Source organism: Streptomyces sp. NPDC053079, from assembly GCF_044546695.1.
Classification (GTDB): Bacteria; Actinomycetota; Actinomycetes; order Streptomycetales; family Streptomycetaceae; genus Streptomyces.
Genome location: NZ_JBITZJ010000001.1, coordinates 1,325,235 through 1,349,180, shown reverse-complemented (window position 1 = coordinate 1,349,180; position 23,946 = coordinate 1,325,235). Strand labels below are relative to the sequence as shown.

The 23,946-nt window shown below is 69.8% G+C and carries 19 protein-coding genes and 2 pseudogenes; 14 read left to right on the top strand and 7 right to left on the bottom strand.

Annotated features, from left to right (window positions below; all coding sequences use genetic code 11):
• Positions 1-4 precede the first annotated feature (4 nt).
• Positions 5-1,489 (top strand): class I SAM-dependent methyltransferase, encoded by a 1,485-nt coding sequence (locus ACIGXW_RS05600; protein ID WP_399570104.1) that lies wholly within the window; start codon positions 5-7, stop codon positions 1,487-1,489.
• A 134-nt stretch (positions 1,490-1,623) separates the two neighbouring features.
• Here the strand turns inward: ACIGXW_RS05600 and ACIGXW_RS05595 are convergent, their stop codons facing one another.
• Complete coding sequence (locus ACIGXW_RS05595) at positions 1,624-2,046, bottom strand: MarR family winged helix-turn-helix transcriptional regulator (protein ID WP_399570101.1); 423 nt, start codon at positions 2,044-2,046, stop codon at positions 1,624-1,626.
• 163 nt (positions 2,047-2,209) lie between these two features.
• Between ACIGXW_RS05595 and eno the strand changes: the two genes are divergently transcribed.
• Both eno and ACIGXW_RS05585 read left to right on the top strand, forming a co-directional pair.
• Positions 2,210-3,517 carry a phosphopyruvate hydratase gene (gene eno / locus ACIGXW_RS05590; RefSeq protein WP_399570099.1) on the top strand — a complete coding sequence of 436 codons (1,308 nt, stop codon included), beginning with the start codon at positions 2,210-2,212 and terminating at the stop codon, positions 3,515-3,517.
• A gap of 243 nt (positions 3,518-3,760) precedes the next feature.
• Positions 3,761-4,591, top strand: a complete 831-nt coding sequence (locus tag ACIGXW_RS05585) for an NAD(P)H-binding protein (protein WP_399570098.1) — start codon at positions 3,761-3,763, stop codon at positions 4,589-4,591.
• Between the two features lie 747 nt (positions 4,592-5,338).
• On the opposite strand, the gene ACIGXW_RS05580 is transcribed toward ACIGXW_RS05585, so the two are convergent.
• Positions 5,339-5,824, bottom strand: a complete 486-nt coding sequence (locus ACIGXW_RS05580; RefSeq protein ID WP_399570096.1) for a hypothetical protein — start codon at positions 5,822-5,824, stop codon at positions 5,339-5,341.
• 651 nt (positions 5,825-6,475) lie between these two features.
• Here ACIGXW_RS05580 and ACIGXW_RS05575 point away from each other — a divergent pair.
• Positions 6,476-7,255, top strand: a complete 780-nt coding sequence (locus ACIGXW_RS05575; protein WP_399570094.1) for a methyltransferase domain-containing protein — start codon at positions 6,476-6,478, stop codon at positions 7,253-7,255.
• A gap of 22 nt (positions 7,256-7,277) precedes the next feature.
• On the opposite strand, the pseudogene ACIGXW_RS05570 reads toward ACIGXW_RS05575, so the two are convergent.
• A pseudogene (locus ACIGXW_RS05570) lies at positions 7,278-7,505 on the bottom strand (transposase); the annotation flags it as partial.
• A gap of 395 nt (positions 7,506-7,900) precedes the next feature.
• On the opposite strand from ACIGXW_RS05570, the gene ACIGXW_RS05565 reads away from it, so the two are divergent.
• Positions 7,901-8,392, top strand: a complete 492-nt coding sequence (locus ACIGXW_RS05565) for a DinB family protein (RefSeq protein ID WP_399570091.1) — start codon at positions 7,901-7,903, stop codon at positions 8,390-8,392.
• Positions 8,393-9,520: 1,128 nt separating this feature from the next.
• The gene (locus tag ACIGXW_RS05560) at positions 9,521-9,907 is read left to right on the top strand and encodes a rubredoxin (protein ID WP_399570835.1); all 387 of its coding nucleotides are present in this window, start codon (positions 9,521-9,523) and stop codon (positions 9,905-9,907) included.
• A 179-nt stretch (positions 9,908-10,086) separates the two neighbouring features.
• Here ACIGXW_RS05560 and ACIGXW_RS05555 read toward each other — a convergent pair whose 3' ends face one another.
• Positions 10,087-10,368, bottom strand: a complete 282-nt coding sequence (locus ACIGXW_RS05555; RefSeq protein WP_071967160.1) for a peptidylprolyl isomerase — start codon at positions 10,366-10,368, stop codon at positions 10,087-10,089.
• 716 nt (positions 10,369-11,084) lie between these two features.
• On the opposite strand from ACIGXW_RS05555, the gene ACIGXW_RS05550 reads away from it, so the two are divergent.
• The gene (locus ACIGXW_RS05550) at positions 11,085-11,849 is read left to right on the top strand and encodes a hypothetical protein (protein WP_399570089.1); all 765 of its coding nucleotides are present in this window, start codon (positions 11,085-11,087) and stop codon (positions 11,847-11,849) included.
• Between the two features lie 377 nt (positions 11,850-12,226).
• Here ACIGXW_RS05550 and ACIGXW_RS05545 read toward each other — a convergent pair whose 3' ends face one another.
• Positions 12,227-13,720 (bottom strand): ricin-type beta-trefoil lectin domain protein, encoded by a 1,494-nt coding sequence (locus ACIGXW_RS05545; protein ID WP_399570087.1) that lies wholly within the window; start codon positions 13,718-13,720, stop codon positions 12,227-12,229.
• A 135-nt stretch (positions 13,721-13,855) separates the two neighbouring features.
• Positions 13,856-14,326: pseudogene (locus tag ACIGXW_RS05540) on the bottom strand (transposase); the annotation flags it as partial.
• Between the two features lie 171 nt (positions 14,327-14,497).
• Between ACIGXW_RS05540 and ACIGXW_RS05535 the strand changes: the two are divergent.
• Positions 14,498-14,941 carry a hypothetical protein gene (locus tag ACIGXW_RS05535; RefSeq protein WP_399570086.1) on the top strand — a complete coding sequence of 148 codons (444 nt, stop codon included), beginning with the start codon at positions 14,498-14,500 and terminating at the stop codon, positions 14,939-14,941.
• A 29-nt stretch (positions 14,942-14,970) separates the two neighbouring features.
• Here ACIGXW_RS05535 and ACIGXW_RS05530 read toward each other — a convergent pair whose 3' ends face one another.
• The gene (locus tag ACIGXW_RS05530) at positions 14,971-15,159 is read right to left on the bottom strand and encodes a hypothetical protein (RefSeq protein ID WP_399570083.1); all 189 of its coding nucleotides are present in this window, start codon (positions 15,157-15,159) and stop codon (positions 14,971-14,973) included.
• A 202-nt stretch (positions 15,160-15,361) separates the two neighbouring features.
• Between ACIGXW_RS05530 and ACIGXW_RS05525 the strand changes: the two genes are divergently transcribed.
• The 6 genes from ACIGXW_RS05525 (at position 15,362) to ACIGXW_RS05500 (ending at position 23,943) form a co-directional block, all read left to right on the top strand.
• Positions 15,362-15,517, top strand: a complete 156-nt coding sequence (locus ACIGXW_RS05525) for a hypothetical protein (protein ID WP_177338624.1) — start codon at positions 15,362-15,364, stop codon at positions 15,515-15,517.
• Between the two features lie 143 nt (positions 15,518-15,660).
• Positions 15,661-18,288 carry a lantibiotic dehydratase gene (locus tag ACIGXW_RS05520; protein ID WP_399570081.1) on the top strand — a complete coding sequence of 876 codons (2,628 nt, stop codon included), beginning with the start codon at positions 15,661-15,663 and terminating at the stop codon, positions 18,286-18,288.
• Complete coding sequence (locus ACIGXW_RS05515) at positions 18,278-19,276, top strand: lantibiotic dehydratase C-terminal domain-containing protein (protein WP_399570079.1); 999 nt, start codon at positions 18,278-18,280, stop codon at positions 19,274-19,276. The genes ACIGXW_RS05520 and ACIGXW_RS05515 overlap by 11 nt, the downstream gene beginning before the upstream one ends.
• Positions 19,273-20,340 carry a thiopeptide maturation pyridine synthase gene (locus ACIGXW_RS05510; RefSeq protein ID WP_399570076.1) on the top strand — a complete coding sequence of 356 codons (1,068 nt, stop codon included), beginning with the start codon at positions 19,273-19,275 and terminating at the stop codon, positions 20,338-20,340. Before ACIGXW_RS05515 ends, ACIGXW_RS05510 begins: the two co-directional genes overlap by 4 nt.
• Entirely contained in the window at positions 20,337-22,220 is a 1,884-nt protein-coding gene (locus tag ACIGXW_RS05505; protein WP_399570073.1) for a hypothetical protein, read from the top strand. The genes ACIGXW_RS05510 and ACIGXW_RS05505 overlap by 4 nt, the downstream gene beginning before the upstream one ends.
• Entirely contained in the window at positions 22,213-23,943 is a 1,731-nt protein-coding gene (locus ACIGXW_RS05500; RefSeq protein WP_399570071.1) for a TOMM precursor leader peptide-binding protein, read from the top strand. The genes ACIGXW_RS05505 and ACIGXW_RS05500 overlap by 8 nt, the downstream gene beginning before the upstream one ends.
• Positions 23,944-23,946: the final 3 nt, after the last annotated feature.

Here is a 23,946-nt window from a genome sequence, read left to right as displayed (position 1 = left end):
CACGATGACCGTGGAATCGACCGCCTTTCCCCCGCAGCCGTCCGGCTCGACGGAAGCCGCCGCTCGCCCCTTCGACATCCTCGGCAAGACGTACGAGGAGACCTACGCTCAACTCCCCGAGCGGCTCGCGGCGATCGACTGGCTACTGGCCCGCCTGCCCGAACGTGCACGGGTGATGGACATCGGCTCCGGCACCGGCAGGCCGACCGCCGACCTGATCGCAGCCGGCGGTCACGAGGTGACCGGCTACGACGTATCGAGGACGATGGTCGAGCTGGCCCGCACACAGGTCCCTCGTGCCCGCTTCGAACTGGCCGACGTCCGGACCCTGCCCGGAACCTCCGGGCAGTGGGACGCCGTCACCGCGTTCTTCCCCCTCCTCCAGATGCCCCGCGCGGACCTGGACGCCACTCTCGTGAGGATCGCCGACTGGCTGGTTCCGGGCGGGCTATTCGTCTTCGCGACGGTGCCCTTCGACGCGGAGGACGAGGAGATCCAGTGGATGGGCCAGACCATCCGCTGCACCAGCTACCCGACCGAGACGTACGGGCGGCTGCTGCGCGAAGCCGGCCTGGAGATCGCGCACGAGCACGTCAGCGTCTTCCATCCCGACTTCCCCGGCACGGGTGCCGAGGAGCACCTCTTCGTCTACGCTCGCAAGCCCGGCGGCCCGGCCGTGGCCCCGCATGCCCTGGCCGGCCCGTACCCGCTCCCCGAGTCCTACCGGGGCCCGCACGAGCTCAGTGAGCAGGGCTGGCTGGGCATGGAGGCCCGCTTCGAACGCCAGGACATCGCCGTCGTCGTGGACGCGCTGGCGTACAACAGCCGGGTTCTGGACGTGGGCGGTGGCACCGGCGCGGTGGTGAAGGAGATCGCCGCTCGGCTGGGGTCGGTGACGACCGTCGAGCCGCACGCGGCGCGCGAGGAGAGCATGCGGCCCCTGGCCGGGCACGGGGTGACCGTGCTGCCCGGGTACGCCGAGCGGCTTCCGCTGGGTGACGCGAAGTTCGACGCCGCCGTCGCCACCTGGGTGCTGCATTACACGGACGATCCGGAGACGGCCGTCGCCGAGATGGCCCGTACCGTCGACCGGGAGGCCCCGGAGGCAAGGATCGTCCTCGTCCAGGGCGCCCCGGACAACGAGCTCATCGACCTGTGGAACCGCACCTGCGCCCCGCTCCTCGGAGAGCCCCGCGACCACCAGGGCTACCTGCTCACCCGTGCCGCCCACGTCCTGGCCGAGCGGGGCTTCGACGACATCTCCTTCACCCGCGCCCGCGTCGACGTGGTCTTCCCCGAGGAGGGCGCCGAAGCCAGGGCACAGGCCGCGGCCGGCGTGCTCGCCGAATTCTGGAACACCGGACACCCCCGGCTCACCCAAGTGCGCGAGGCGCTGTTGCCGGCCCTGCGCGAGCACTTCGCCACCGGCACCGACCGCTTCCACGACGACGCCGTCATGCTCCTCGCCCGCCCCCGGCGCATCCTATAGAAGCCGCTCGCCCATGACCTTGACGTCCACGGCCCCCGGCGCCCCGCCCCGCCCCCGCTCACCTCGGCCGACGTCGCCGCCTAGTACGAAGCCTTGCCGGGTCTACCGCCACTGATCACATCGGAATGACTCGTCTAGCGTGTGGCGAGCCGCTCCAGCAGGGCGGCGCTCCGTGCCAGCAACGCCCGTTCCTCATCGGTGAGTTCGGCCTCGATGGCCTGTGCGAGCCAACCGACCCTACGGCCGCGCTCCGCTTCGAGCGCGGCCCGGCCCGCGTCCGACAGCTCGACCAGCGACTTGCGGCCGTCCGTGGGGTGCGCCCGGCGCGTGATCAGGTTCTGTTCCATGAGCAGTCCCACCGCCCGTGCCATCGACTGGGGGCGTACGCGCTGATCGGCGGCGAGGTCGCTGGTGGTCATGGCGCCGTTGCGGTCGAGTGCGCCGAGCACGGCGACCTGGCCCAGCGGGATGTGGTCCTCGTGTTTGACGCGTCGGGTGAGCTTGCCCATCGCGGTGCGCAGTTCAGCGGCGATGGCGGCGGCTTCCGAGGTGGGCATAGGGCATTTTAGCCCGTTGGCCAGCACTGCTGTGCGCCTGGCCTGCACAGCAATACTGTGCAGCAAAACTGCGCAGCATTGCTGTATGGTTTGGTGTTGTCGGGCTCAGCGCCAGCGTTGTCGCAGCCGGGGCCACGGCACACGACAACGGGAAGGACCTCCCATGTCCGAAAAAGCAGTCGGAACCGTCAAGGCCGCCATCGAGACCGTGACCGCCCGCCGGATCATCGACAGCCGGGGCAACCCCACGGTCGAGGTCGACGTCGTCCTGACGGACGGGTCCCTGGGGCGCGCGGCTGTCCCCTCCGGCGCCTCCACCGGTGCCCGGGAGGCCGTGGAACTGCGCGACGGAGACTCCGCGCGCTGGCACGGCAAGGGCGTCGACCGCGCGGTGGCCCACGTCAACGGGGAGATCGCCGCGTCCGTGCGCGGCCGGGACGCGGCGGACCAGGCGGGTCTCGACGCCGCGCTGGTCGCCCTCGACGGCACCGCCACGAAGTCCCGGCTCGGCGCCAACGCGATCCTCGGCGTCTCCCTCGCCACCGCCAAGGCCGCCGCGGCGGCCCACCGCCAGCCCCTCTACCGCTATCTCGGCGGCGCCGACGCGCACCTCCTGCCGCTGCCGATGATGAACATCGTCAACGGCGGCGCCCACGCCGACAATCCGCTGGATTTCCAGGAATTCATGATCGCGCCCGTGGGCGCGGACACGTTCGCCGAAGCCGTCCGCATGGGCAGCGAGGTCTTCCACACCCTGCGCCGCGATCTGCTGGCCGCCGGGCACTCCACGGGCGTCGGCGACGAGGGTGGCTTCGCGCCCGCGCTGCGTACCGCCGAGGAGGCGCTCGACTTCGTGATGAGCGCCATCGAGCGCACCGGCTACCGCCCCGGCATGGACATCGGCCTGGTCATGGACCCGGCGTCGTCGGAGTTCTTCCGCGACGGGGTGTACGACTACGCGGGCGAGGGGGTGCGCCGCACCCCCTCCGAGAACGCCGACTACCTGGCCAAGCTCATCGACACCTACCCGGTCGTCTCCATCGAGGACCCGATGGCGGAGAACGACCTGGACGGCTGGCGCGAGCTGACCACCCGCGTCGGCGACCGCTGCCAGCTCACCGGCGACGACGTGTTCTGCACCAACGAGACGCTGCTGCGCGAGGGCATCCGCACCGGCGTCGGCAACTCGGTCCTGGTCAAGGTCAATCAGATCGGGACCCTGACCGAGGCGCTGGCCACGGTGGCCACGGCCCACCAGGCGGGCTGGACGGCTGTCATGTCGCACCGCTCGGGCGAGACGGAGGACACCACCATCGCGGATCTGGCGGTGGCGACCGGCTGCGGTCAGATCAAGACCGGCTCACTCTCCCGCTCCGACCGCACCGCGAAGTACAACCAACTCATCCGGATCGAGGAGGAGTTGGGCGACTCGGCACGCTTCGCGGGCCGCTCCGCGCTGCGTCGGGCGTAAGCGGCAGGCAGAGGTAGAGATCACGCGGGCCCCCAACACGATCGGGGGCCCGCTCGCGGGGCGACCAGGCGCTCGCAGTGACCGCTTCCACCAGCCGCTGCACGTCGTCCTCGAACTCGCCCGTCGCCTGAACGACGGACCGACGGACCGACGGACCGACGGGCACCCCAGCACTCGGGCGCGATTCTTGACCTCAAGTGCAGTTGAGTTCCTAGGGTCATCGGCGACGAAAGGAACTCAACTGTGACGACATTGGTTACGGGTGCCACCGGGAACACGGGCCGGCATGTGGTGGCAGAGCTGGTCCGCCGAGGAGAGCACGTTCGGGCACTGACGCGGAATCCGGCTGCGGCCGCGGGAAGGTTCCCGGCCGAGGTGGAGCTGGTGGCCGGCACACACACGGCACCGGAGACGTTGGACGCCGCCCTCGAGGGCGTCTGCCGTTTGCATATCACGGTGACCGCGGGGCTCGCCGAGGTCGGGCCCGAGTTGGTGCGGCGGGCGGTTGGCGCGGGTGTGCGGCGCATCACCGTGGTGTGGGGTGGTGGCGTGGGGCCGGTCGAGCAGGCTGTGGCGGACTCGGGTGTGGAATGGACACGCCTGGAACCGCAAGAGTTCATGTCCAACACGTTGACCTGGATCGAATCGGTTCGGGCCGAGGGGATCGTGCGCGAGCCGTACGACTTCCCCAGCGCGCTCGTCCACGAGGCCGACATAGCCGCTGTCGCGGCAGTCGCGCTGCTCGAGGATGGCCATGCTGGGCGTGCCTACAACCTCACCGGTCCCGAATCACTGACCCCGCGTGAACGGATCGCCATCCTGTCCCGGGCAATCAGCCGCGACATCGCATTCGTCCCGATCACGCACGAACAGGCCCTCGACAGGCTGATGGCCACCGGAGTGTCCCGGGCGGACGCCGAATATGTCATCGGCTGGTACTCCGCTCCCAGCGATGCCTCCACGACCGTCGTCGACACCGTCGAGCAGGTGACCGGCCACCCGGCGCGCACGTTCGCGCAGTGGGCGGCCGAGCACGCAGAACGCTTCCAGGCACCTCGCATTACGGCCGGCTAGGCCAGAGACTTCGTGCCTGCCGGGTCGCGCGGGCCGGGTGGGGGTTGGGGCGAGTAGGCAGCCGATGCCCCGCCCGTGATCGCTTGGAGTTCGTGCCCCTACCTCGTCGGTGATCCCAGCAGAGACGGCGCAACGGGCGCGACGCTGCGTCGTCTGTTCACCCTGGCGCACCTGGCCCGGGCGTCACGTGTCCGCAGTCGCCGCACCGCCCGCCATTTGGCCGACCGCACTGGCTCCGGGCATAGGTTGCTGGACGGCTCCTCCGGATACGGACTCACCGCTGACTGGCCGAACCTTCGATATCGCAGCCGCACTGCGGCAGACCATGCTGGCTCGTGCGACCGTCCCAGCCCGCCGCGCTTGGGCACTGTCGGTGCGGCTGGCGGGAGGGCGCGCTGGCGTGGATCTGGTACAGCAACACCAAACCCGCCGCAACAAACTCACCCCGAACAACGCACCGCACTCACCGAACTCGGCATCGAATGGGCATAGGGACGTCGGGGCTGCCGGAACAGCTTGGGCAGCCCCGACGACGTGCACCCAACGAGAGAACGACACCACACCGGCCCACGACACAGACTGCCTCGGGTCCCCGGGCCGGCTAGGCCGACCGGATCCGTTTGTCCGGAGCCTCGTGCTGTTCATCCCTCGAGCGCGCGAAGGCAGGCCAGGCTGGAGTCGTGCAGGACGCGGTCGACCGTCTCGCCCAGCATGGTGCACGCGCCCCCTCTGGGCGGGCGCGGGGCGTCAGTTCAGGGACACGGTCTTGCCCTGGGCGAAGTCAGTGCCCTTCTGGCCATAAACAGTGATCTTGTAGCTCGAGCTCGTCTTGTGCTCACCTATGGCGAATAACCTCAGCGTACTGTCCGTACTGTCCTCGCTGTAGTAGAAGAGGGTAGCGCTTCTCTGGCCATTCCCCGAGCTGGCGTGCAAGACCGGACGGTTCTTGTACTTGTAGGAACCGGTGGCTTTGCCGCCCCCATCGAAAGCCTGATTGAGGGCCTGCTTGAGGGGCACCTCCTTGTCCAGCATTTTCTGTTCCTTGAGGACTCCCAACAGGTATGCCTGTGCCTCGGGCTGGGACATGGCCCGCGTCGGTGCGCCGCCGTCTCGCCTCTCGATGACCATCGACCTGGCGGCAGCCGCCGAGGGCTCAATGCTCGCCGAAACGGCAGCGAGGCCGATGGCCGTCGCTGCGCCGGCGTGTATGGCGGCACGGCTCAGTTTCCTCATGACGGTGATCCCTTTCGCATGGGAAGTGGAAGGTGTGAGAAGAAGGTTACGAATAAGACCTCACCAGCCAGTTGACGGATGATAAACAAGCCCGGCAGCGCGATGGTGTCCAGGGCGTGATCGAAGCGGCCAGGAATCTTCCGCAGGATCCACTGGTGGTATTGGGCGCTGTGGTTCCAGTGGATGGTTCGCGTTGAACTGGTCGAACCCCTGCAGCAGCCGTTGCGGAAGTGGCAGCTGCCACCGGCCCCAAGAGTCCCCGATCAGGAACTGACCAAACCGACCGGCATCTCCTGCGTGCCATGGTCAATTCCATCCAGACCTAGCTTGTGGACCCCTACCAACGGCTTACCAGAGCCGATGCAGTCACTTACCACGGCACGTTGATATGCGCTCGTAACGGCACCCTGTGCCTGACGGTAAGTGACCCGGTAACCGCGCCAGCGAACAGTGACGGCATCCACTCCCGCACCTAAAGCCTGCCTCGTAACTCCAGATCGGGGGTAGCGTGCACGCCCTGCCGAAGGCAGGTGCTAGTCCGAGCGAGGGACGGACAGGGTGCGCGGGTCGGCCGTAGCATGGCTTGTTATGGGCAGTAGTCAAGCACCGTACCCCTTCTCTCACGTCGACGCCCATCCCGATCCGCGCCGCTTGGTCGACACGCTGTACGGGCTGCGGAGTGAAGCCTTCTACGTTTCCTACAAGCAGCGCCTGCTGGAGCTGCTGCGAGCCGGGCCCGGTAGGCGTTTTCTGGATGTCGGGGCTGGCACGGGAGATGCCGCCGAGAAACTCTCTGACACGACGGGTGCGAACGTCGTGGCCTGTGACCTAGCCAAAGTCATGTGCGCCGAGATGAGGAAGAACGGGCTGCGGCAGGTTGCCGTGGCCGACGTGCACCGTCTGCCCTTCCGGGACGCAGCCTTCGACGGGGCCTGGGCCGACCGTGTCCTTCAGCATGTAGCGGATCCCGGGCAGGCTCTGGGCGAGATGGTCCGGGTCGTCCGTCCTGGAGGCCGCATCGTCGTATTCGATCCGGACTCCGGCACGCAGGCCCTGAACATCGAGGACCACCGCCTTGCGACCCGCATCCTGTCCCTGCGGCAGGCCGTGAGCCTCCGCCACAGTACCGTTGCTCGCCAGGTGCCGGGCCTCCTCACCGCGCTCGGCCTTCAGGAGGTCCATGTGGAGACCCGCACCCTTCTCGTTCGTGACCGGAAAACCGTGGACCGTGTGATGAGCATCCGCGGCTGGGCCGATACGTTCGCCGATCTCGGCCACCTCGAACGAGCCGAGGCCCGCCGCTTCAACGCCCTCCTCAACAAGGCGATCTGCAGCGGGAGCTTCCTCTACTCGGTCACGTACTTCCTCACTGCTGCCACCGTGGCCGGGCATCTTGAGGACCGCGACACGGGAGGGACGCTGGAGTGTTAACGGTCATTTCGTGATGCTGTGTTCAGGCTCGGCCGAGGGCGAGGTTGTGCATGTGGGCGACACCGCTGGTGGCCCAGTAGACACCATCGCCCTTGAGACGGCAGTCCCGCAGGATCTTCCAGTTCTTCATCCGGGCGAAGGCGTGCTCGATGCGGGCCCGGACCTGCCGGTGGGAGGCGTTGTGCCGCTCTTTCCAGTCCGGGAGCCGGGCCTGTCCGGCCTGGCGCCGATGGGGCCACGTCACAGTGGTGCAGGAGCCGGTCGAGGACTGCCGTGGCCGAAGCTCCGGACTCGTGTCGGTTGGCGGGGTGGAGTTAAGTCCAACGGGACCTCTACGGCAAGCCGGACGCATAGTCCGAGAAGAAGCCGGTTTCGTCGTCTCGCTGACCCGGCTACTGGTCGTCGACGACACCCCTCTCGGCCCCTGATTCGTGTTCGACACCGAACCGATCGACTCGGCCCCACTTCCCCGCAAGCAAGCGAATTCATCGCCGCCTACGGGCTGGCTCGTTGGATCCGGCGTCATCCCCCGCCACACCGAGGCTGGGCAGCATCGCCTCGATGCGGCGTTCGGTCGGAAATATCGACAGCCCAATCCATCGAAACCGTGAACTCCAACACTGCCTACGAAAGGAAGCACACGCCATGAACAACCCGACTCGCACCACCGACGGCCCCGAGCGTCAACTTCTCGAATACATGCTCGACTACACTCGGGCCGAGCTGGTCGACACGGTGCGAGGCCTATCTGAAACAGAGGCCCGCCGCCGTCTCGTCCCGTCCATGACGACGTCGATCGGGCTGGTCAAGCATGCCGCGTTCGCTGAACGGAACTGGTTCCAGCGCGTCCTGGCAGGGCTGCCGGATTCCGAATGCGACGGCGCGATGGTGGGCGAGGCCAGCTTCGTGGTCAGTGACGACGAGACGGTGGCCGAAGTGATCGCCGAATTCGAGCGCGCCAGCAGCCGCGCACGAGCGATCGCCGCGGATATCGACCTCGACGCCATCCGGCAGCACCCTGTCGTCGGCACCGTCAGCCTGCGATGGATTTACCTGCTCATGATCCAGGAATTCGCCCGCCACGCCGGCCACAGCGACATCCTGCGTGAGCAGACCGACGCGAGCCGCCGGACTTGAGCCAGCGCCAGGGATCCCGCCCAGGCAGCCCCACGACAGGCGTCGTTGGACGCACCAAATCGGCAGACGACACCGCCGCGTACGCCGACACCCCGCACAGATCAGGGCGCGAGGCAGCCAGTGCCGGGAACTTCGGTGGGGATCCCAGAATTGGCCAAGTCCACGAGACCCGTGACCTCTTGAACGGCACAGTCAACGGTCGCCACCGGGTCCGGAACGGCATCGGCCGGAGTGGCAAGGAAGCCGAGGAACGCGAGGCCCCCGAGAGTTGCTGTGGCAATCCGACGCATGAACGTCCCCCTTGAAGTGCACTGCATGTCGTCGCAGAGCTGCCCGTGAAGCCAAGGCGTCATGCCGCACGTCACCCGTTCGTGCGGCGCCGCGACTTGCACAGAGCTTGCAGACAGAGCAGAACCAGCACTGCTGGATAGGACAGCAGCCAGACCTGGCAACTGTGGTTCCGTCGGCATCCGCGATCACGAACGGTCTCGCGTCGCGAGGAGGACCCGCTTTCTGAGCAGGTCGAAGTTCGCGCATCTTGATCTTGTCGTTGTGGCCTCTCGACCGGGCCGGAAGTGTGGCGCATGCTCAGTCCGGTGACCACAACGTCGCAGTCCTGGCCGAGGCCAGCAGCGAACGTGTGTCTCTCAGGCCGCGCTACCGAGGCCCTGGTATGCCTAACGGATCAGCTGGGGGAAGTAGATGGCCAAGCCTTCGTACCGGCAGGGTGGCCCAAAGCAGAGCCAGGACGAGCCCACCGGCAGGACCGGGCGCCGATAAATAGCCGACAAGGTCTTGATGCCCCCGCTCGTAACCGCCGGAGTACGCATTACCGCCTAAGGGTCGGACATGCGAGCCCACCCGCACGCCTCTGGGAATGCGCACGGGTGAGCGTTGCGTTATTGGTCGTACTGCACTGTGTTGGTTTCCCGCTCAGCCGCTGTGATCTCAGTAGCCCAACCCCCGGGGGGTTCTTGGTACGGGCTACAGGTCCCACATGCGGCGCACGTCCACCGGCCGTGCAGACCATCCACGATGGACCCGCACCCGGAACACGTGTCGCGGGTGTAGTACGGCACACCCTCGGCCTGTCGATGCTGGCTCATGTCACCCAGACTGCCATGAGCACTGCGTGCAGGAAGACTTACCGTCGGGGCCATTGATCGTCGAAGCGCCGCATTCGGGGCAGTTCACGCAAGTCACCTCCCCGCCTCGCACAGGGCAGGCCCCCAGCATTCGTACGGTGGTGCACCTGCCGACCACCCAACCGCACTGGCGACGTCCGCGGGACCCCGGCGACCCGCAGTTCCGACTCATCCATACGCGGGGAGAAGAGGCCGACCTGCTCAGCGCGGTCCCGCGGCACTTACGCCGTCGGCAGATCAAGCACACCATCCCCGAACGCGAAGACCAGAAGGGATCACACCGCGGACTCGGTGGCAGGACGTCGCTGTCAACTGGACGTGTCCTGACTGTGGAGCGCGCAAAGAAGAATTCGAGATGGTCGAGCTCTGAACCCACTGCCCGGGAGGCACATGTCCGGTGAGTCGCCTACGACCCACCGGACACTCCCCAGCCCTGGAGGCATCAGTCAACTTGACACCGCCCCGATGCGGGGACCACAGCGGCCTCCTGGCCGCCGCTCTCAGGCGGAACCGGGCTATACCTCAACGACACAGCCCGGGCCCATCGCGTCAGTCCTCTCGGCTGGTGACCTCGATGAGGTGAAACCCGAACTGGGTCTTCACCGGCCCCTCGACCGTGCCGACCGGGGCAGAGAAGACGACCGTGTCAAATTCCTTGACCATCTGGCCCGGCCCAAACGATCCGAGGTCACCACCTTGACGCCCCGAGGGACACGTGGAAAACGCCTTGGCAAGCTCGGCGAAATCCGCTCCGGCCTCGATCTGCGCCTTCAGCTCCGACGCTTTTTCCTCACTGGCGACCAAGATGTGACGCGCGGTAGCCCGAGCCATTTTGTTACACCTTTCAAGTACGGATCAACGCTGCCAAGGGCACTACGCGCCCAGAACCTTCCGGGTGGCAGCGATCACGGCCCCAACCCGGCACAGGTCCCTTCGGCTTCCCGAAGCAGCCTTCGTAAGTCAGATACGCACCATCTCACAGGCGACCACACCATGGCACAGCAGACAGGCTCTCTCACTGTTTCGGCGCAGGGCTGCTGGTGCAAGGCCTCGGAGCGCCGCTTGGTCCGCCGGACAGAACCCAAGCTGACCCGGCGACCGTCCGCAGATCGGGGGCCGGGGGCGCCAGCGGGCCGTCCACGGTGCCCACCTCGTCTCGCTCGTCCGCGCCGGAGCTTGCTTCGAGCGCGGTCAGCTGGTCGAGCGGCCCGCGCCCGCTGCTGCCTGACCGAGCTCAACTCATCGACGAGCCGCTCGCCTGAACCGTGGGCGGCCAGGTGACCAACCTGGGATTCGCCGAATCCGGATTCCTGTCCGGGCACCGCAACTGAGCTGCTCGCGACGTTGCCGAGGTGTCCAGCCATGTAGCGGCCCTGGCTGTGCCACAGGCCCAGACGGCGTGGTCCGGCAGGAGTGACCGTCACGGACCCGAGCCAACGTTGCGTTGCCCAATCGACCCAAACCGGTCCATGGGGTATTGTCGACGAGTTTCTTCACAGCGAGTAAAGATTGGCAGTGTCTTGCACATATTAAGCAGAAACGCCCTGGTGGTCCTGGTCTCCGGACTGGCACTCAGTCTGACGGCGTGTGGAGGCGACGACGGCGACAAGCAGGATCCCGTCTCCGAGCTGAAAGCAGCTGCCGAGAAGGCGGCGAAGCAGAACTCGTACAAGGCCAAGGGGCTGAGCAAGGACCACGAGGGCGAAACCTCGATCGAGGCGTCGTATTCGGAGAAGCCCGTGGCCTCTGACCTGAGGGGAACCGGCCCCAAGACGGCCGACAACCCGAGCGGCGAGATCCGCATGGTACACATCGGCGACACTCTCTACGTCAAGAGCGGTGAACCCGTCGGCGGAAAACCGTGGATGAAGATCCAAGGCAGCAAGCTGGCGGAGATACCGAAGGGGGATTCCCTTCGTTCGGCGGGCCTACAGGCCGCTGTCCTCACCACTTCCAAGAACCTCAAGAAGGCCGGTGAGGAATCGGTCCGAGGACGCAAGACCACCCACTACAAGGGAACCGTCGTCCTCTCGGATCTCGCCGCATACAAGGGCGACCTGATGACGGAGAAGCAGCGGGACGCCTACGTCCGCACTTCCAAGATCGACGACGTGAAGTCGCTCGAGATGGATGTCTGGGTGGACAAGGAGGGCCTGCCGGCGAAGACCAGCGAATCGGCAAACGGCTCCAAGGGCGAGACCATCACCATCATGGAGTACCTGGAGTACGGACTCGAAGTGAAGGTCCAGGCGCCTCCGTCCGATGAGGTCGCCTCCATGGCGGACATGCTCAAGAGCATGCCGAAGCAGTAGCCGGTCCGGCTCTGTACCAGCACTAGGGCCGAAAGCCGGCTCTCCCTGGCCGAGGAGCCAGCCAGCCGCCGCATCCCCGGGGCATCCTGACTCCCCTATCTTCCGCCTCGAACGGGCAGCCTGGCAGTCGCGGGGCAGGAGCAGAGGCAGGGGCAGCCGGGCCGTACCGCGTCCCGTCACCGGGACCGGCACTGGCACCGAGCATGTCAGTGGGTGTTCTGAGAGTGCCCGGTGCAGTCGTAGTGTTTGAGGGCAGGTTGTCCGGTTCCTGGGCTTCACGTGAGGCTGCGGATGCGGTGCCCTCGTGGGTGTGGACGGGCGCGAGCCGTACCCGAGCGACCTGTCGGACGAAGCGTGGGTGCTGATCCGGCCGGTCATCAGCGACCGGGGGCGCCTTGGTCCCAGCGTTGTTCGGCGAAGACTGTGCAGGTCGCCATAGCGAACTGCGGGGCGAGCTCCAGCCAGTCGTCCTGCTGGAGGCAGCGGCCGCCGGAGCTGAGCTGTCCCAGCGGAGTGAAGGTCCAGACCTGGTTGGTCGCGCCGGTGCACGCCTCGACCCTGGGATTACCGGTGTCTGTGGCGGTCAGGCAACGGCCGTCCATAACAGTCTTCAGAGCGGTTCCGTCCCAGCGCCACTGCTGGGCCGGTGTGCCGTTGCAGGCATAGGTCCACACCGTGCCGTCGCCGCTGAGGCCGCCTTGGACGTCCATGCAGCGGTCAGCCTTGTCCCACGTGGTCCCGTCGACGTCCGTGCTCCCCACCCAGGAAAGGAATGCTCCTGCCTGGGCCGGGCCGCGGGTCCGTTCGTACTTCTTCCACACCCAGTCCTCATACTCCGCAGCCATACCTGTCCCCGGCGCAGGGCAGTTGGCCGGGCGGCAGTTTTCGTGCCGGACGTAGTGGGCCATGATGTCCCGCTTACGGTCGTGTTCAGCGGTCGAAAGGTTCCGAGGCTGCAGGCTCAGCGCGTAGCCCATGTAGGACACCAGCGTCGGGTTGGGTGTCGCGACCAGCGCGGCATTGCGGGCAAAGCGTGTCACGGTTTCGTGGTCGGAGTGGTCAGCCGGCCCTGGGAAGCCGGAATTGTCGTTGGCGACATCGAGCGTGCGCACCTTGGCCGGGTGGTACAGCTCGATGAGTGTCGTCAGCGTGGTCAGCACGTCCTGCTCGCTGTAGCCGGCCGTGCCATCCACCGGGTTGACGGTGTCAATAGTGCCCCGGAAGAGCTTGAGCAAGCTCTGATTTCCGTACTCCGTGGAGCCGCTCCCGTCGGGGAACCCCTCGGGCAGCCGTATGAAGATGACCTGTACCCCCAATGGCGTGGGGGTGTTGTTCAGCGTGTAGCTGCGGAGGGTCCGCGTGCCGGCCGGGACGTCATTCTGGGTCCAGCCGTCGGGAAGCGAGGCCATGGTCGCATAGGCCTCCCGGATGCCGTCCTCGCGGCTCTCGACGTAGTAGTCGCTGAACGGATGCCCTGCATCGCCTGCGGTCATGTAGACCGTGACCAGACACCGGCCGGCGTCGTAGTCGCTCATCAAGTCGGGGTTGATGAACAGCAGGTCGTCGTCCTGGTGGGCCACCACCGACACAGTCGTTTCGGTGCAGGCCGGTTGTGCTTGCTTGGCGCTCGCGGTCGCCAGCGGTGCCGTTAGCGCCAGCGAGACACCTAGCACCAGGACATAGGCGCGCCTGACAAGCTTTCCGAGCAGTGACCCTGGATTTTGCATCAGCACCTCCGGTGCTCTTCCCGCTGCGGCCTGGGGGGGGAGAGCAGCGGACATTGGTGGCTCAGTTTGAGCCGGAAGGCGAGAGGGATCACTCAATGCCTTCACATCCTGCCGGGCCTCGACCTTGTCCAGGAGGTGCTTCATCGGTGCTCCGGCGAGTGGGGGGCGGGTGCCAGGCGGGCGGGTCGCGCCAGGTCGGGGTAGCGGTGCGGGTCAGGCGGCGGAGCATGACGTCATTCATGGGCCAGTGGACCCAGGCCACCGAACTGGACGGCTTCACGCCACCACGACCACGGCGATGACCAGGCCGGTCACGTCGGTGGCGATCCCTCTTTTCCGGCCCGGGCTCCTCTTGCCCGGATCCAGCCCGGTCGTCCCCTTCGGCTCGTTCGTGGAGGCCCGTACCGTCTGGGAGTCCATCACGATCGCGGTGGGGTCCTCGCGCCGCCGGCGTGTCTCCCGGGCCAGGCAGCGCAGCAGCTCGTGGATGGTCTCGGTGGTCCCGTCGTCGCGCCAGAGCCCGAAGTAGTAGTACACCGCGCTCGTGGGCGGCAGGTCGTGGGGCAGGTATCGCCACTGGCAGCCGGTCCGGGCCTGGTACAGCAGCGCGTTCACGATCTCCCGCATCGCGTACTGGCCCTCGTGCCCGCTGACCGAGGGATGCCTCGCCTTCCACGCGACGATGACCGGCCGGATCAGCACCCACGCTTCGTCCGACAGGTCGCTCGGGTACGGCTCGCGCCCGTCCACACCCACGAGGGCACCGCATCCGCAGCCTCACGTGAAGCCCAGGAACCGGACAACCTGCCCTCAAACACTACGACTGCACCGAGCACTCTCAGAACACCCACTCAGAGCTGCCCGCCCTGGATCCTTCTGGTGATGAATGTGGAGCAGACGGCTCCGGTAGTCTCGCCCGCTATGGATCAGCAGCACATGTGCCCAGCACCACCAGCCACCGCACCACCCACAGCCGTCCCCGCAGCCACTGCCGGAAGGACCGGTCTGCGCCGACCTCGACGTCGCATACCCAAGCCGCAGCTCGACAGGGTCCTCGACGACAAGGGCCTGCTGGTCGGCATCCTGTTGCTTCCCCTGCTGGCGGTCGTTGCGTTCGTCGCCCAGTTCCTGGAGCTGCTCTACTACCTCTGCCTGCTGGTCTACGGAATCGTCATGAGCCCCTTCTGGTCCGTCCGCGCGCTGTGGCGGGCCTTCGGGCCGGCAGCGACACCGGAGGAATTGGGCCGCCGGGCCGAAGCACGAAAGACGGTGAAGACGACCGCCGGCTGCCTGGCCTGGATCGTGGGCCTCGTCATCGTGGTACTCGGCGCGATGGTGGTGATCGGGCTGAACATGGACAAGTAGGAGGCGGACGTCGTCTAACCGGCCAGCCCTTACGAGGCGACCAGCACGCACATCAGCGAGATCGACGGTCTGCTCTCCTCCAGCATCTCCTGCACCGCCGTCGTGGTCCGTGAACGGCCCGCGTCACCGCGCCCCTGTCTCGCCAGGCCCGGTCGGCCCAGGCCTACGACGAGGCAGCCGACTGCTACGACCGCCCCTTGGCCCTCGCCGTCGAACACGTCCGCCCTCCCGGCACGCAGCGGAAGCCCGCCGTCGAGTTGACCTCGTTGCAGGGCGCGGGATAGCGGGCGCCCGTGGCTATAGATCGCCCGTTTATCCCGCGGTGAACAAGCACCGCTTTCCTGATGCCACCGACAGCCCGCGGATCCGCCGCGGCCGGTACGGCCGGATTCCGGCCGGATGCACACAGGAGGGAACGCCATGCTGCCTCAGCTGGACTTCGACGCGCTGGACATCACCAACATCGAGCTGCCCGAGGACGAGCAGGTCTTCGACTCGCTGGCCGACGGTTCGGCGCACAGCGAGATCGGGGCCTCGTGTTTCCGCTTCTGCTACCACTGCAGCTACGTGATCTGACATCGCCCCATGGGTGTCGCTGAATCTGTCGCGCGCCAACCGATCCGTTCTGCCGAGCAGGGCAGAACGGATCGATGGCCTCGGGGGTGCCGAAAGTGTCCATGAGACCGAACTGCCGTCTGTCCGAAACCATTGTCGTCCGCGTGGCCGGACTTCCGGTCACCGCCGTCGACGGCCTGCGCTGCGAGGCGACGTGGCGGGCCGTCCAGGAAATCCTCGCCGTCCGGCGGCACTTGGCCGCCGAGGGGCGCGCCCTCGCCGATGACCTCCACCCGGTGATCGCCCTGGCCGGGCCCGGCTCCGTGCGCCGGCCCCGGCTGGTGGCCCTGCGCCGGGCCTTCTTCAACCGCCGCCGTCCCAACCAGGCGATCTGGTCGGAGCGGGCTCTGCTGGGCCTGCCCCGGACCCTGCTGGCTCGGGCCGAGGCGTGGACCCGGTCGTGGGACCGCCACCGGGAACTGCTGGACAGCCTGGACGGCCTCCTGACGGCCGACCTGCGGGACGTCCGCGGGAGCCTGCGTGCCCATGCGGCTCAGGACACCTTCCGGCACGGTCTGGTGCAAGGAAGCCCCGCCCTCGCGGTCGAACTGGGCAAGTGGCTGCACTCGCCCCGGGAGCCCCTCGGCCGCAAGGCCGAGCTCCGGCTGACCAAATACCTCACCCGGGCCGCCGTCAAGACCAGCCCCTACGCCACCTTCACGCTCAGCGGCCTCGGCCACTGGACCGGCCACGGCCCGGCCGTACGGATCGCCGGGCCGCCGATCTGGCGCAGTGCCGTCGAGCCCAACGCCTGGCTCGTGCGGAAGCTGGCCCACCATCTGCTGACCGACCCCGGCCGCGCCAAGCACGTCAGAGTGCGGGTCAACCCCAGCACCACCCGGGACGGGGAGCGGCTGTGGTTCGTCGGCGAGCGGCTCGCCGGGGTGCACGCCCGGGGGCCGGTCCTGCAGTGCCTGGCCTTCGACGGAACCCTGGCCGAGCTGTACGCGCTCCTGGGCCGCCATGGCGACGCGGGCACGGTCCGCGACTACGTCGCCGGGCTGCTGCGGCTGGGGCTGCTGGAACTCCTGCCGCCGTTCGCCGACCAGTCCCCCGACCACCTGGGCGAACTGCTGCGGTGGGCCGAGCACCCGGCAAACGCCCAGTCTTCGGCGGACCCTCAGTCCGCAGCGGACGCCCAGTCCCCGGCAGACGCTCCGCCCCTCGCCGACGCCCTGCCCTCCGCCGACGCCCCACCCTCGACGGTAGTACGGGCGACCCTGCGACGGCTCCACGCCGATCTGGCCGCCTACCCGGAAACACGCTGCACCGAGCAGCGCGCCGAGTTACGGGAGCACATCGCGGCAGGCTTCGCCGCCGCGCTGCCCGGCCAGGAGCTTCCGGAGCGGAACCTCTTCCACGAGAACGCCGTGCTGACCGAGCCGGTGCTGCGCTGCGTGCCGGACCACTGGCAGGACGCCCTGGACGACCTGGACCGGGTGCGTCGGCTGCTGCCCGTCTTCCAGCACGACACTCTGGTCAAGCTGGTCGCCGCCCACGCGTTCGCGGAGCACTTCGGCCCCGGGGCCCGCGTTCCGCTCGTGCGGTTCTACCGCGAGCTGGCCGACGAGCCGGCCGCCGCCCTCGCCGAGCTGCGGACCGTACTGTTCCCCGCGCCGGACGCCCAGTATGCGCCGGCGGACAGCGCGGTCCCCGCCGTCCGTGAACTGGCCGCGCTGCGCGCCCGTACGCTCGCCGCGCTGCGCGCAGTCGCGCCCGGCCCGGACGGGACGGCACGGATCGCCCCCGAGTTGCTGCCGGGCGGGCCGCCGCCGGCGGACTCGGTCGGCTTCTACGTCCAGCGGACCGACACGGCACCGAACGGCCCGGTCTCCCTGGTGCTCAACGGGGTGGGCGCCGGCTACGGGCAGGCCGCCAACCGTGTCCGCCGGATGCTGGCGAGGGTGGGCGCACCCGCGCCCGGGCCGTGCCACCGGCAGGACGGGGTGCTGCTGGCCGAGAGCGGCGGCATTCACGGCAGCAACCTCAACCTCCGGCCCGCCGCGGTGCCGGTGGAACTCGACTGCCCCGGCGCGGTGAGCGACCGGAAGCCCGAAGAGCTCATCCCGCTGCGGGAGCTTGTCGTCTCCTACGACCAGGGCTCCCGTTCACTGCGGCTCTCGCACGGGCCGGACGGGCCCCGGGTACGTCCGCTGCATCTGGGAACGATGGCGGGGCCGTTGCTGCCGCCGCTGCTGCGGCTGCTCGTGCAGACCTTCGGGGAAACGCCGAACCCGGCTGCGGCGACCTGGACCGTCTTGGCGGGCCTGCCCGCCGAACCACCGCGTGAGGTGGTGGCCAGGCCCCGGTTGGCGATCGGCAGGGTCACCGTGGCGCGCGCCTCCTGGTGCGTACGGGCCGGCGGCGTCCCGGTCCGGCACCCGGGCGAGGCCGACGCCGGCTATCTGGTGCGGCTGGCGGCCTGGTTCGCCGACAACGGGATCCCCACCCGGTGCTTCGTACGGACGCTGGGCGGCCCGGACCCGGTGGCGGGACGCGACGCCAAGCCGCGAGACCCCAAGCCGCGAGATCCCAAGCCGATGTACCTGGACCTGGCCGCCTGGAGCCTGGTGGCGCTCTTCGAGCGGCAGCTCCAGGACCCCGGACACCTCGTCATCTTCCACGAGGTGCTGCCCGTGCCGGAGGCCGCCCCTCGGTTCCCGGACGCCGGGCGCCGGGTGGCCGAGTACGTGGTGGAGCTGTCCGCTCCCGAGGTGCGCCATGACGGCTGACTGGGTCAGTCTGCACGCGTTCCACTGGGATTCCGCCGACCTGCTGCTCACGGAAGCCGTCGCACCGCTGACGGCCGAGCTGCGGTCACAAGGGCTGATGCGGGACTTCTTCTTCCTGCGCTATTGGGAGGGCGGCCCGCACCTGCGGCTGCGGATGCGGGCCGGCACTTTGCCGGCGGCCGAGGCGCTGCGCCGGCTGGCCCACGACCGGCTGGCCGGCGCATTGGACGGCCGGCCCGTCCCGCAGGCGCCGGACGCCGGCGCCTACCGGGAGCTGGCCAGGCGGCTGGCCGCCGCCGAGGGGCTGGCCGACTACGACCGGCGGGTCCGCCTGCGCCCCGGCGTGGAGCACATCCCCTACCGCCCCGAGGAGCGGGTGTTCGGCGGCCGGGAGGCGGTGCACGCCGCCGAGCGCCACTTCACCGCCTCGAGCGACATCGCCCTGGGGCTGCTGGCGCGCGGGGCCGCGCAGGGTCGGCGGACCGGTTTCGCCTTCGCCGCGCTGGTTCTGGCGCTGGCGGCATGGGAGCCGGACCCGGCCCGGGTGGCTGGCCTCATCAGCGCCTCTTCCACTGGCTGGGGCACGGTCACACCCGCGGGCCGGGCCCCCGGTACACCTGCCGGCTACCCCCGGCAGCGTGCCGGGCTCCTCGCGCAGGTGGACCGCTACTGGCGGCTGGGCACCGGCGCCGTGCCGGAGGAGCCGGACGACGTCGTGGCCGCCTGGCTGCGGTCGATCCGCCGGCTCCGCGACGAGCTGACGGACCTCCAGCGGCGCGGCCGGTTCGCACCCCAGGGCGCCGGCACCGCACTGGTGACCCCGGAGGCCGGGGCGACCGCGGCCGAGTACGCGCTGCTGGTGACGCTGCTGCGCTGCGTCCACCTGCTGCACAACCGCCTGGGTCTCGGGCCCGCGCGGGAGCGGTCGCTGCTGCTGTTCGCACGGGCCGCCCTGATCGAATTCGCCACCGGGAAGGAACCACGATGACCTGGCGCAGTGTGCAGGTGCGCTACTACGAGCGGAACAAGGACGACCTGATCCTGGACGCGGTACGGCCGCTCTTCGCCGAGCTCGGCGACGGCGTGCGCAGCCCGTACTTCCAGCGCCACTGGCGGCAGGGCCCCCATGTGAGGCTGAACTTCCGCACCGCCGACCCGGACTGGGAGCAGTCCGTGCTCCCCACCGCCCGCCGCGTCCTCACCGGCTATCTGCAGGACCGTCCCTCCACGGCGGTGCCGGACGTGGTCGCCGAGCTGCGACGGCACGCGACCATGGCCCGGCAGGAGGAGGAGCGCGGGCCGCTGTCCCCTTGGTTCCCCGACAACTCCGTGCAGGCCGAGCCCTTCGACGACCGGGCGCACATCTTCAGCGACGGCAGGCTGGTGGACCTGCTGGGTACGGCGTACGCCGAGAGCAGCGCGCTGGCCTTCGCGATGCTGGAGGACATCCGCACCGGCGCCGCCGACCGGCTGGGTCTGGCACTGGACCTGATGTTCTGCCTCGCGCATACGAGCCTGCCGCCGATCTCCCGCGGATACATGTCCTTCCGGTCGCATTCCGAGGGTTTCCTGGTGCTGTGCGCCGACGCGGAATCGGTCCGGGCCGCCTTCGACGCCACCTACCGGCGGCAGAAGGACCGTCTGGCCGAGCGCATGCACGCCGTCGAAGCCGGGCGGGTGCCGTACGTACGGGAATGGGCGGCGCACACCCTCCGGCTGAAGGCGGCGGCCGAGCCGCTGCTGGCCGGCGGGTCCGCTCTGGACCGGCGGGCGTCGGCGGGGGACGCCCGGACCCCGTCCCGCAGCGAACTGCTCGACCTGCTCAGCCGCAACGAGGACTACCGGCAGCAGGTGCTGTCCACCACCTGGTTCCAGAGCCACCGGCTGGCGGTCAACGAGCTCTACTCCCACCTGGGGCGCCTGGGCATCGTGCCGTCCCAGCGGTTCCTCCTGGCCCACCTGGTCGCCAACACCGTCGAGGACGCCTACGGTGTCTCCGCGCTGGGGCGGGCCCGGCAGTTCACGGCGGCTCATCCCGGCGGTGCCAGGTGAACCATCCGCTGCCCGCCCGGCCGCGCTGGGCCGCCGACGCCCGCTACACCCGGTGCGCCGAGGGCGTCTATCTGCGCAGTGCCACCGGGGAATCGGTGGTCTCCGGACAGGATGCCCACCGGCTGCTGGGCCGGCTGGTCCCGCACCTGACGGGTGAACGGACCGTGGCCGAGCTGACCGCCGCGCTCCCGGGCGACCAGCGCGAACTGGTCCACCGCCTGCTGGGCGTGCTCTGGCGGCGCGGCTTCGTCACCGACGCCCGCCCCGCCCTCCCGCACGGTCTGGGCCCCGCCGAACGCGCCGCGTACGCCGGTGAGATCGCACTGGTCGGCCGCCGGATGGACTCCGCCGAGCACCGATTCCAGCAGCACCGCGACCGTTCGGTGCTGCTGACCGGGAGCACCGAACTGCTGCCCTGGCTCGTGCGCGCGGCGCTGCGCGCGGGCTGCCGGCACGTCCAGGTGCCCCGCCCCGCGCTGGCCGCGCTGCGGGAGCACTGTCAAGAACACCGCCGCGACCCGGCGCAGCGGCTCTCGGCGGCGCAGGAGAGCGCACCGGCCGACGCCGTCGTGCAGTTGTGCGCGGTGGCCGACGAGGCGGAGCTGATCGCGGTGGCCGAGCGCTGCTCCGCCACCGGGACGCCACTGGTGCAGGCCTTGCTGGCGGAGGGTGAGGCCTGGCTGAACCCGGCCGGGGCCACGTCGGCCTGGCGGCGGCTGCGTGCCGTGACCGCGCCGGCGACGGACCAGGACGCCCCGGCGCCCCCTCCGGGGCTGATGGCCACCCAGCTGCTGCACCAGCACTTCCGGCGGGGGACCGGCCTGGACCCGCTCCCCGGGCTGCTGCGGATCGACGGGCGGACCCTGCGCACCAGCCGTCACCGGCTCGTACCGCACCCGGCCGACCGGCCGGCCGCTCCGGCCGCCGCCGTCACCGAGGTGGCGGCGGCCGGGCCGGTCACCGCTCGTACGCTGCTGGCCCGGGCCACCGCCCTGGTGGATGCGCGTACCGGGCCGCTCACCGCCCTGGACGAAGGGGACTTCGTCCAGTTCCCGCTGTGGGTGTGCGGGGCGGCCGTCTCCGACCCCTTCGGCCTGCTGCCCGCCTCCGGTCCCCCGGGTCCGCTGCCGCGGCGGCCGCCACGGGTGAGCGGATACGGGCCGGACCGCGACACCGCCCGGCTGACGGCCCTGCTGGCCGGCCTGGCCTGCTACGCCGCGTTGGCCGTGGACCGGCGGCGGCTCGCCACGGGCACCACCGCACTGGATCTGCGCACCGGCCGGACCCGGACCGTCCCCGCCGAGGCGGCGTTCCCCGAGCTGACCGTGCCGACCGCATGGCCGCCGGTCGGGGCGGCGGCCGGACTGAGCTGGTCGCAGGCGGTGTTCGACGGGCTGTCACAGCACTGCGAGGCCCGGCTGACCACCATGCTGACCGACGGCGGCCACCGCCCGCCCCGGCTGGACCTGACCGGCCTGCCCGTCGAGCACCTGGCCCGGCAGGCCGGCGCCATCGGTGACCCGACCGCGCATGACCTCAGCGGACTGCTGTCGGTGCCCGCCTGCGCGGTACGGCTGGGCAGCGACACCGTGCTGGCCTGCGGGCGGACCCTGACCGAGGCCGCCACCCGGGCCCTGGAGCGCGCCCTGCTCGCCTGGCAGTCGCGCACCTCTGGTCAGCCCGCCTACGCCCCCTCGACGGTCCCCCCGCTCGCCGACGGCACCGCCTTCTCCGACGCGCGGTGCGCTGCGGTCACCGCCGACGACCTGGTGCGGGTGCTACGGCCCCATGGGCGGGCCGCCGCCGTACTCCTCGACCACGACCCGCAGGTCTCGGCCGTGCTGCCGTTCCTCGTCCAGATTGTGCTCACCGATGACTGACACCGTTCCCGTCCATGCCGAACCCGGCGCGATCGTGATCGGCCCGGCCGCCCTGCCGGGGGTGCCCGGCTGCCCGTCCTGTGCCTCCCGGCGCCGGGAGGCGAACGACACCCGGTTGCCCGACCGCGCCGTGCTGCCCGAGTGGGTGAGCGCTCCCCCGGCCGTCGCCGATGCGCTGCACGCCAATCCGTTCGTCGCCGACCTGGTCACCGATCTGGTCGCCGCCGAACGCGCGGCGCTGGCCGCCGGCCGCCCGCTCCGCACCGACCGCGCCCAGCTCCGCATCGCGCTGGAGACCGGCGAGATCAGCCACCACCGCATCCTGCCCGACCCGCACTGCCCCGACTGCGGCTCTCTCCCCGCCGACGGGCCACAGCGGGTCACGGCCGGACTCGGCCCGGCGCCCAAGACGGACCGGACCGGGCTGCGCACCCGCACGCTCACCGCCGCCGAGGTCGAGGAGCGGTACAGCGACCCGCACTGCGGACTCGTCGCCCGGCTGCGCACGGTGACCCGGCCCGCCCTGGTGGGCGCGGTCGCCTCCTACAGCCCGGCGTTCCAGCGCGACACCGCCTTCGGCCGCGCGTTCAGCCTTCCCGGCGCCCGGCTGACCGCGGTGCTGGAAGCGCTGGAACGGCTCGGCGGGCTCTCTGCCCGGGGCGCCCGCAGCCACGTCCGCGCCCGCTACCGCGACCTGGACGTACCCGCGCTGGACCCGCGGGACCTGGGCACGCACCAGGCCACCGACTACCGGTCGCCCGGCTTCCCGTTCCGTCCCTTCTCCCCCGACCGGGAGACGGGCTGGGTCTGGGGATACTCCTTCGGCCGGGGCGAGCCGGTCCTGGTCCCCGAGGCCATCGCCTACTTCGGACCGGGCCGGGAGGCCGACCGCACGGTCTTCGAGACCTCCAACGGCTGTGCGCTGGGCGGCTGCCTGTCCGAGGCCGTCCTGCACGGCCTGCTGGAAGTCGCCGAACGCGACGCGTTCCTGATGACCTGGTACGCCCGGTTGCCCGCCGCCGAGGTCGCCCTGGACTCCGCCGCCGACCGGCGGATACCGCTGCTGGCCGAGCACACCCGCGACCGGCTCGGCTACCGGCTGCGCGCCTTCGCGACCACCGTCGAGCAGGGCATCCCCAGCCTCTGGGTCCTGGCCGAATCCCCCGACCCCTCCGACGGACGCCTGGCCGCCCTGTCCGGGGCGGGCGCCCACCCGCACCCCGAACACGCGCTGCTGCGCGGCCTGAGCGAACTGACCGGGCTGCTGGCCGTCCTCGACGGCCCCCACGACCGCGCCGCGGCCGGCCGCCTGCTGGCCGACCCCGGCCAGGTCCGCACCATGGACGACCACTCCCTTCTCTACGGGCACCCGGACGCCCACGAACGGCTGGACTTCCTCACCCGCGGCGGCCCTCCCCGGCCGCTGGCCGAACTGTTCACCGACCCCTGGCCCGAGTACGACGACATCAACGACGACCTGACCGAACTCGTACGCCGCTATCTCGCCACCGGCCTCGACGTGATCTTCGTGGACCAGACCTCACCGGAGCACCGGGCCGGGGGCCTCGCCTGCGCGAAGGTCATCGTGCCCGGCACGGTGCCGATGACCTTCGGGCACCGCTTCCGCCGCGTGGAGGGCCTGTCCCGGTTGCGCACCGTACCGCGCCTCCTCGGACACCCCACACCGGCCTCGCTCAACCCGCACCCACACCCCTTCCCATAAGGA

What these genes read in the sequence shown, in the direction of transcription:
- ACIGXW_RS05600 (WP_399570104.1), top strand. Translation starts at nt 5, where the DNA reads ATGACCGTGGAATCGACCGCCTTTCCCCCGCAGCCGTCCGGCTCGACG.
- ACIGXW_RS05595 (WP_399570101.1), bottom strand. Translation starts at nt 2,046, where the DNA reads ATGCCCACCTCGGAAGCCGCCGCCATCGCCGCTGAACTGCGCACCGCG.
- eno (WP_399570099.1), top strand. Translation starts at nt 2,210, where the DNA reads ATGTCCGAAAAAGCAGTCGGAACCGTCAAGGCCGCCATCGAGACCGTG.
- ACIGXW_RS05580 (WP_399570096.1), bottom strand. Translation starts at nt 5,824, where the DNA reads ATGAGGAAACTGAGCCGTGCCGCCATACACGCCGGCGCAGCGACGGCC.
- ACIGXW_RS05565 (WP_399570091.1), top strand. Translation starts at nt 7,901, where the DNA reads ATGAACAACCCGACTCGCACCACCGACGGCCCCGAGCGTCAACTTCTC.
- ACIGXW_RS05555 (WP_071967160.1), bottom strand. Translation starts at nt 10,368, where the DNA reads ATGGCTCGGGCTACCGCGCGTCACATCTTGGTCGCCAGTGAGGAAAAA.
- ACIGXW_RS05545 (WP_399570087.1), bottom strand. Translation starts at nt 13,720, where the DNA reads ATGAAGCACCTCCTGGACAAGGTCGAGGCCCGGCAGGATGTGAAGGCA.
- ACIGXW_RS05535 (WP_399570086.1), top strand. Translation starts at nt 14,498, where the DNA reads ATGGATCAGCAGCACATGTGCCCAGCACCACCAGCCACCGCACCACCC.
- ACIGXW_RS05525 (WP_177338624.1), top strand. Translation starts at nt 15,362, where the DNA reads ATGCTGCCTCAGCTGGACTTCGACGCGCTGGACATCACCAACATCGAG.
- ACIGXW_RS05515 (WP_399570079.1), top strand. Translation starts at nt 18,278, where the DNA reads ATGACGGCTGACTGGGTCAGTCTGCACGCGTTCCACTGGGATTCCGCC.
- ACIGXW_RS05510 (WP_399570076.1), top strand. Translation starts at nt 19,273, where the DNA reads ATGACCTGGCGCAGTGTGCAGGTGCGCTACTACGAGCGGAACAAGGAC.
- ACIGXW_RS05500 (WP_399570071.1), top strand. Translation starts at nt 22,213, where the DNA reads ATGACTGACACCGTTCCCGTCCATGCCGAACCCGGCGCGATCGTGATC.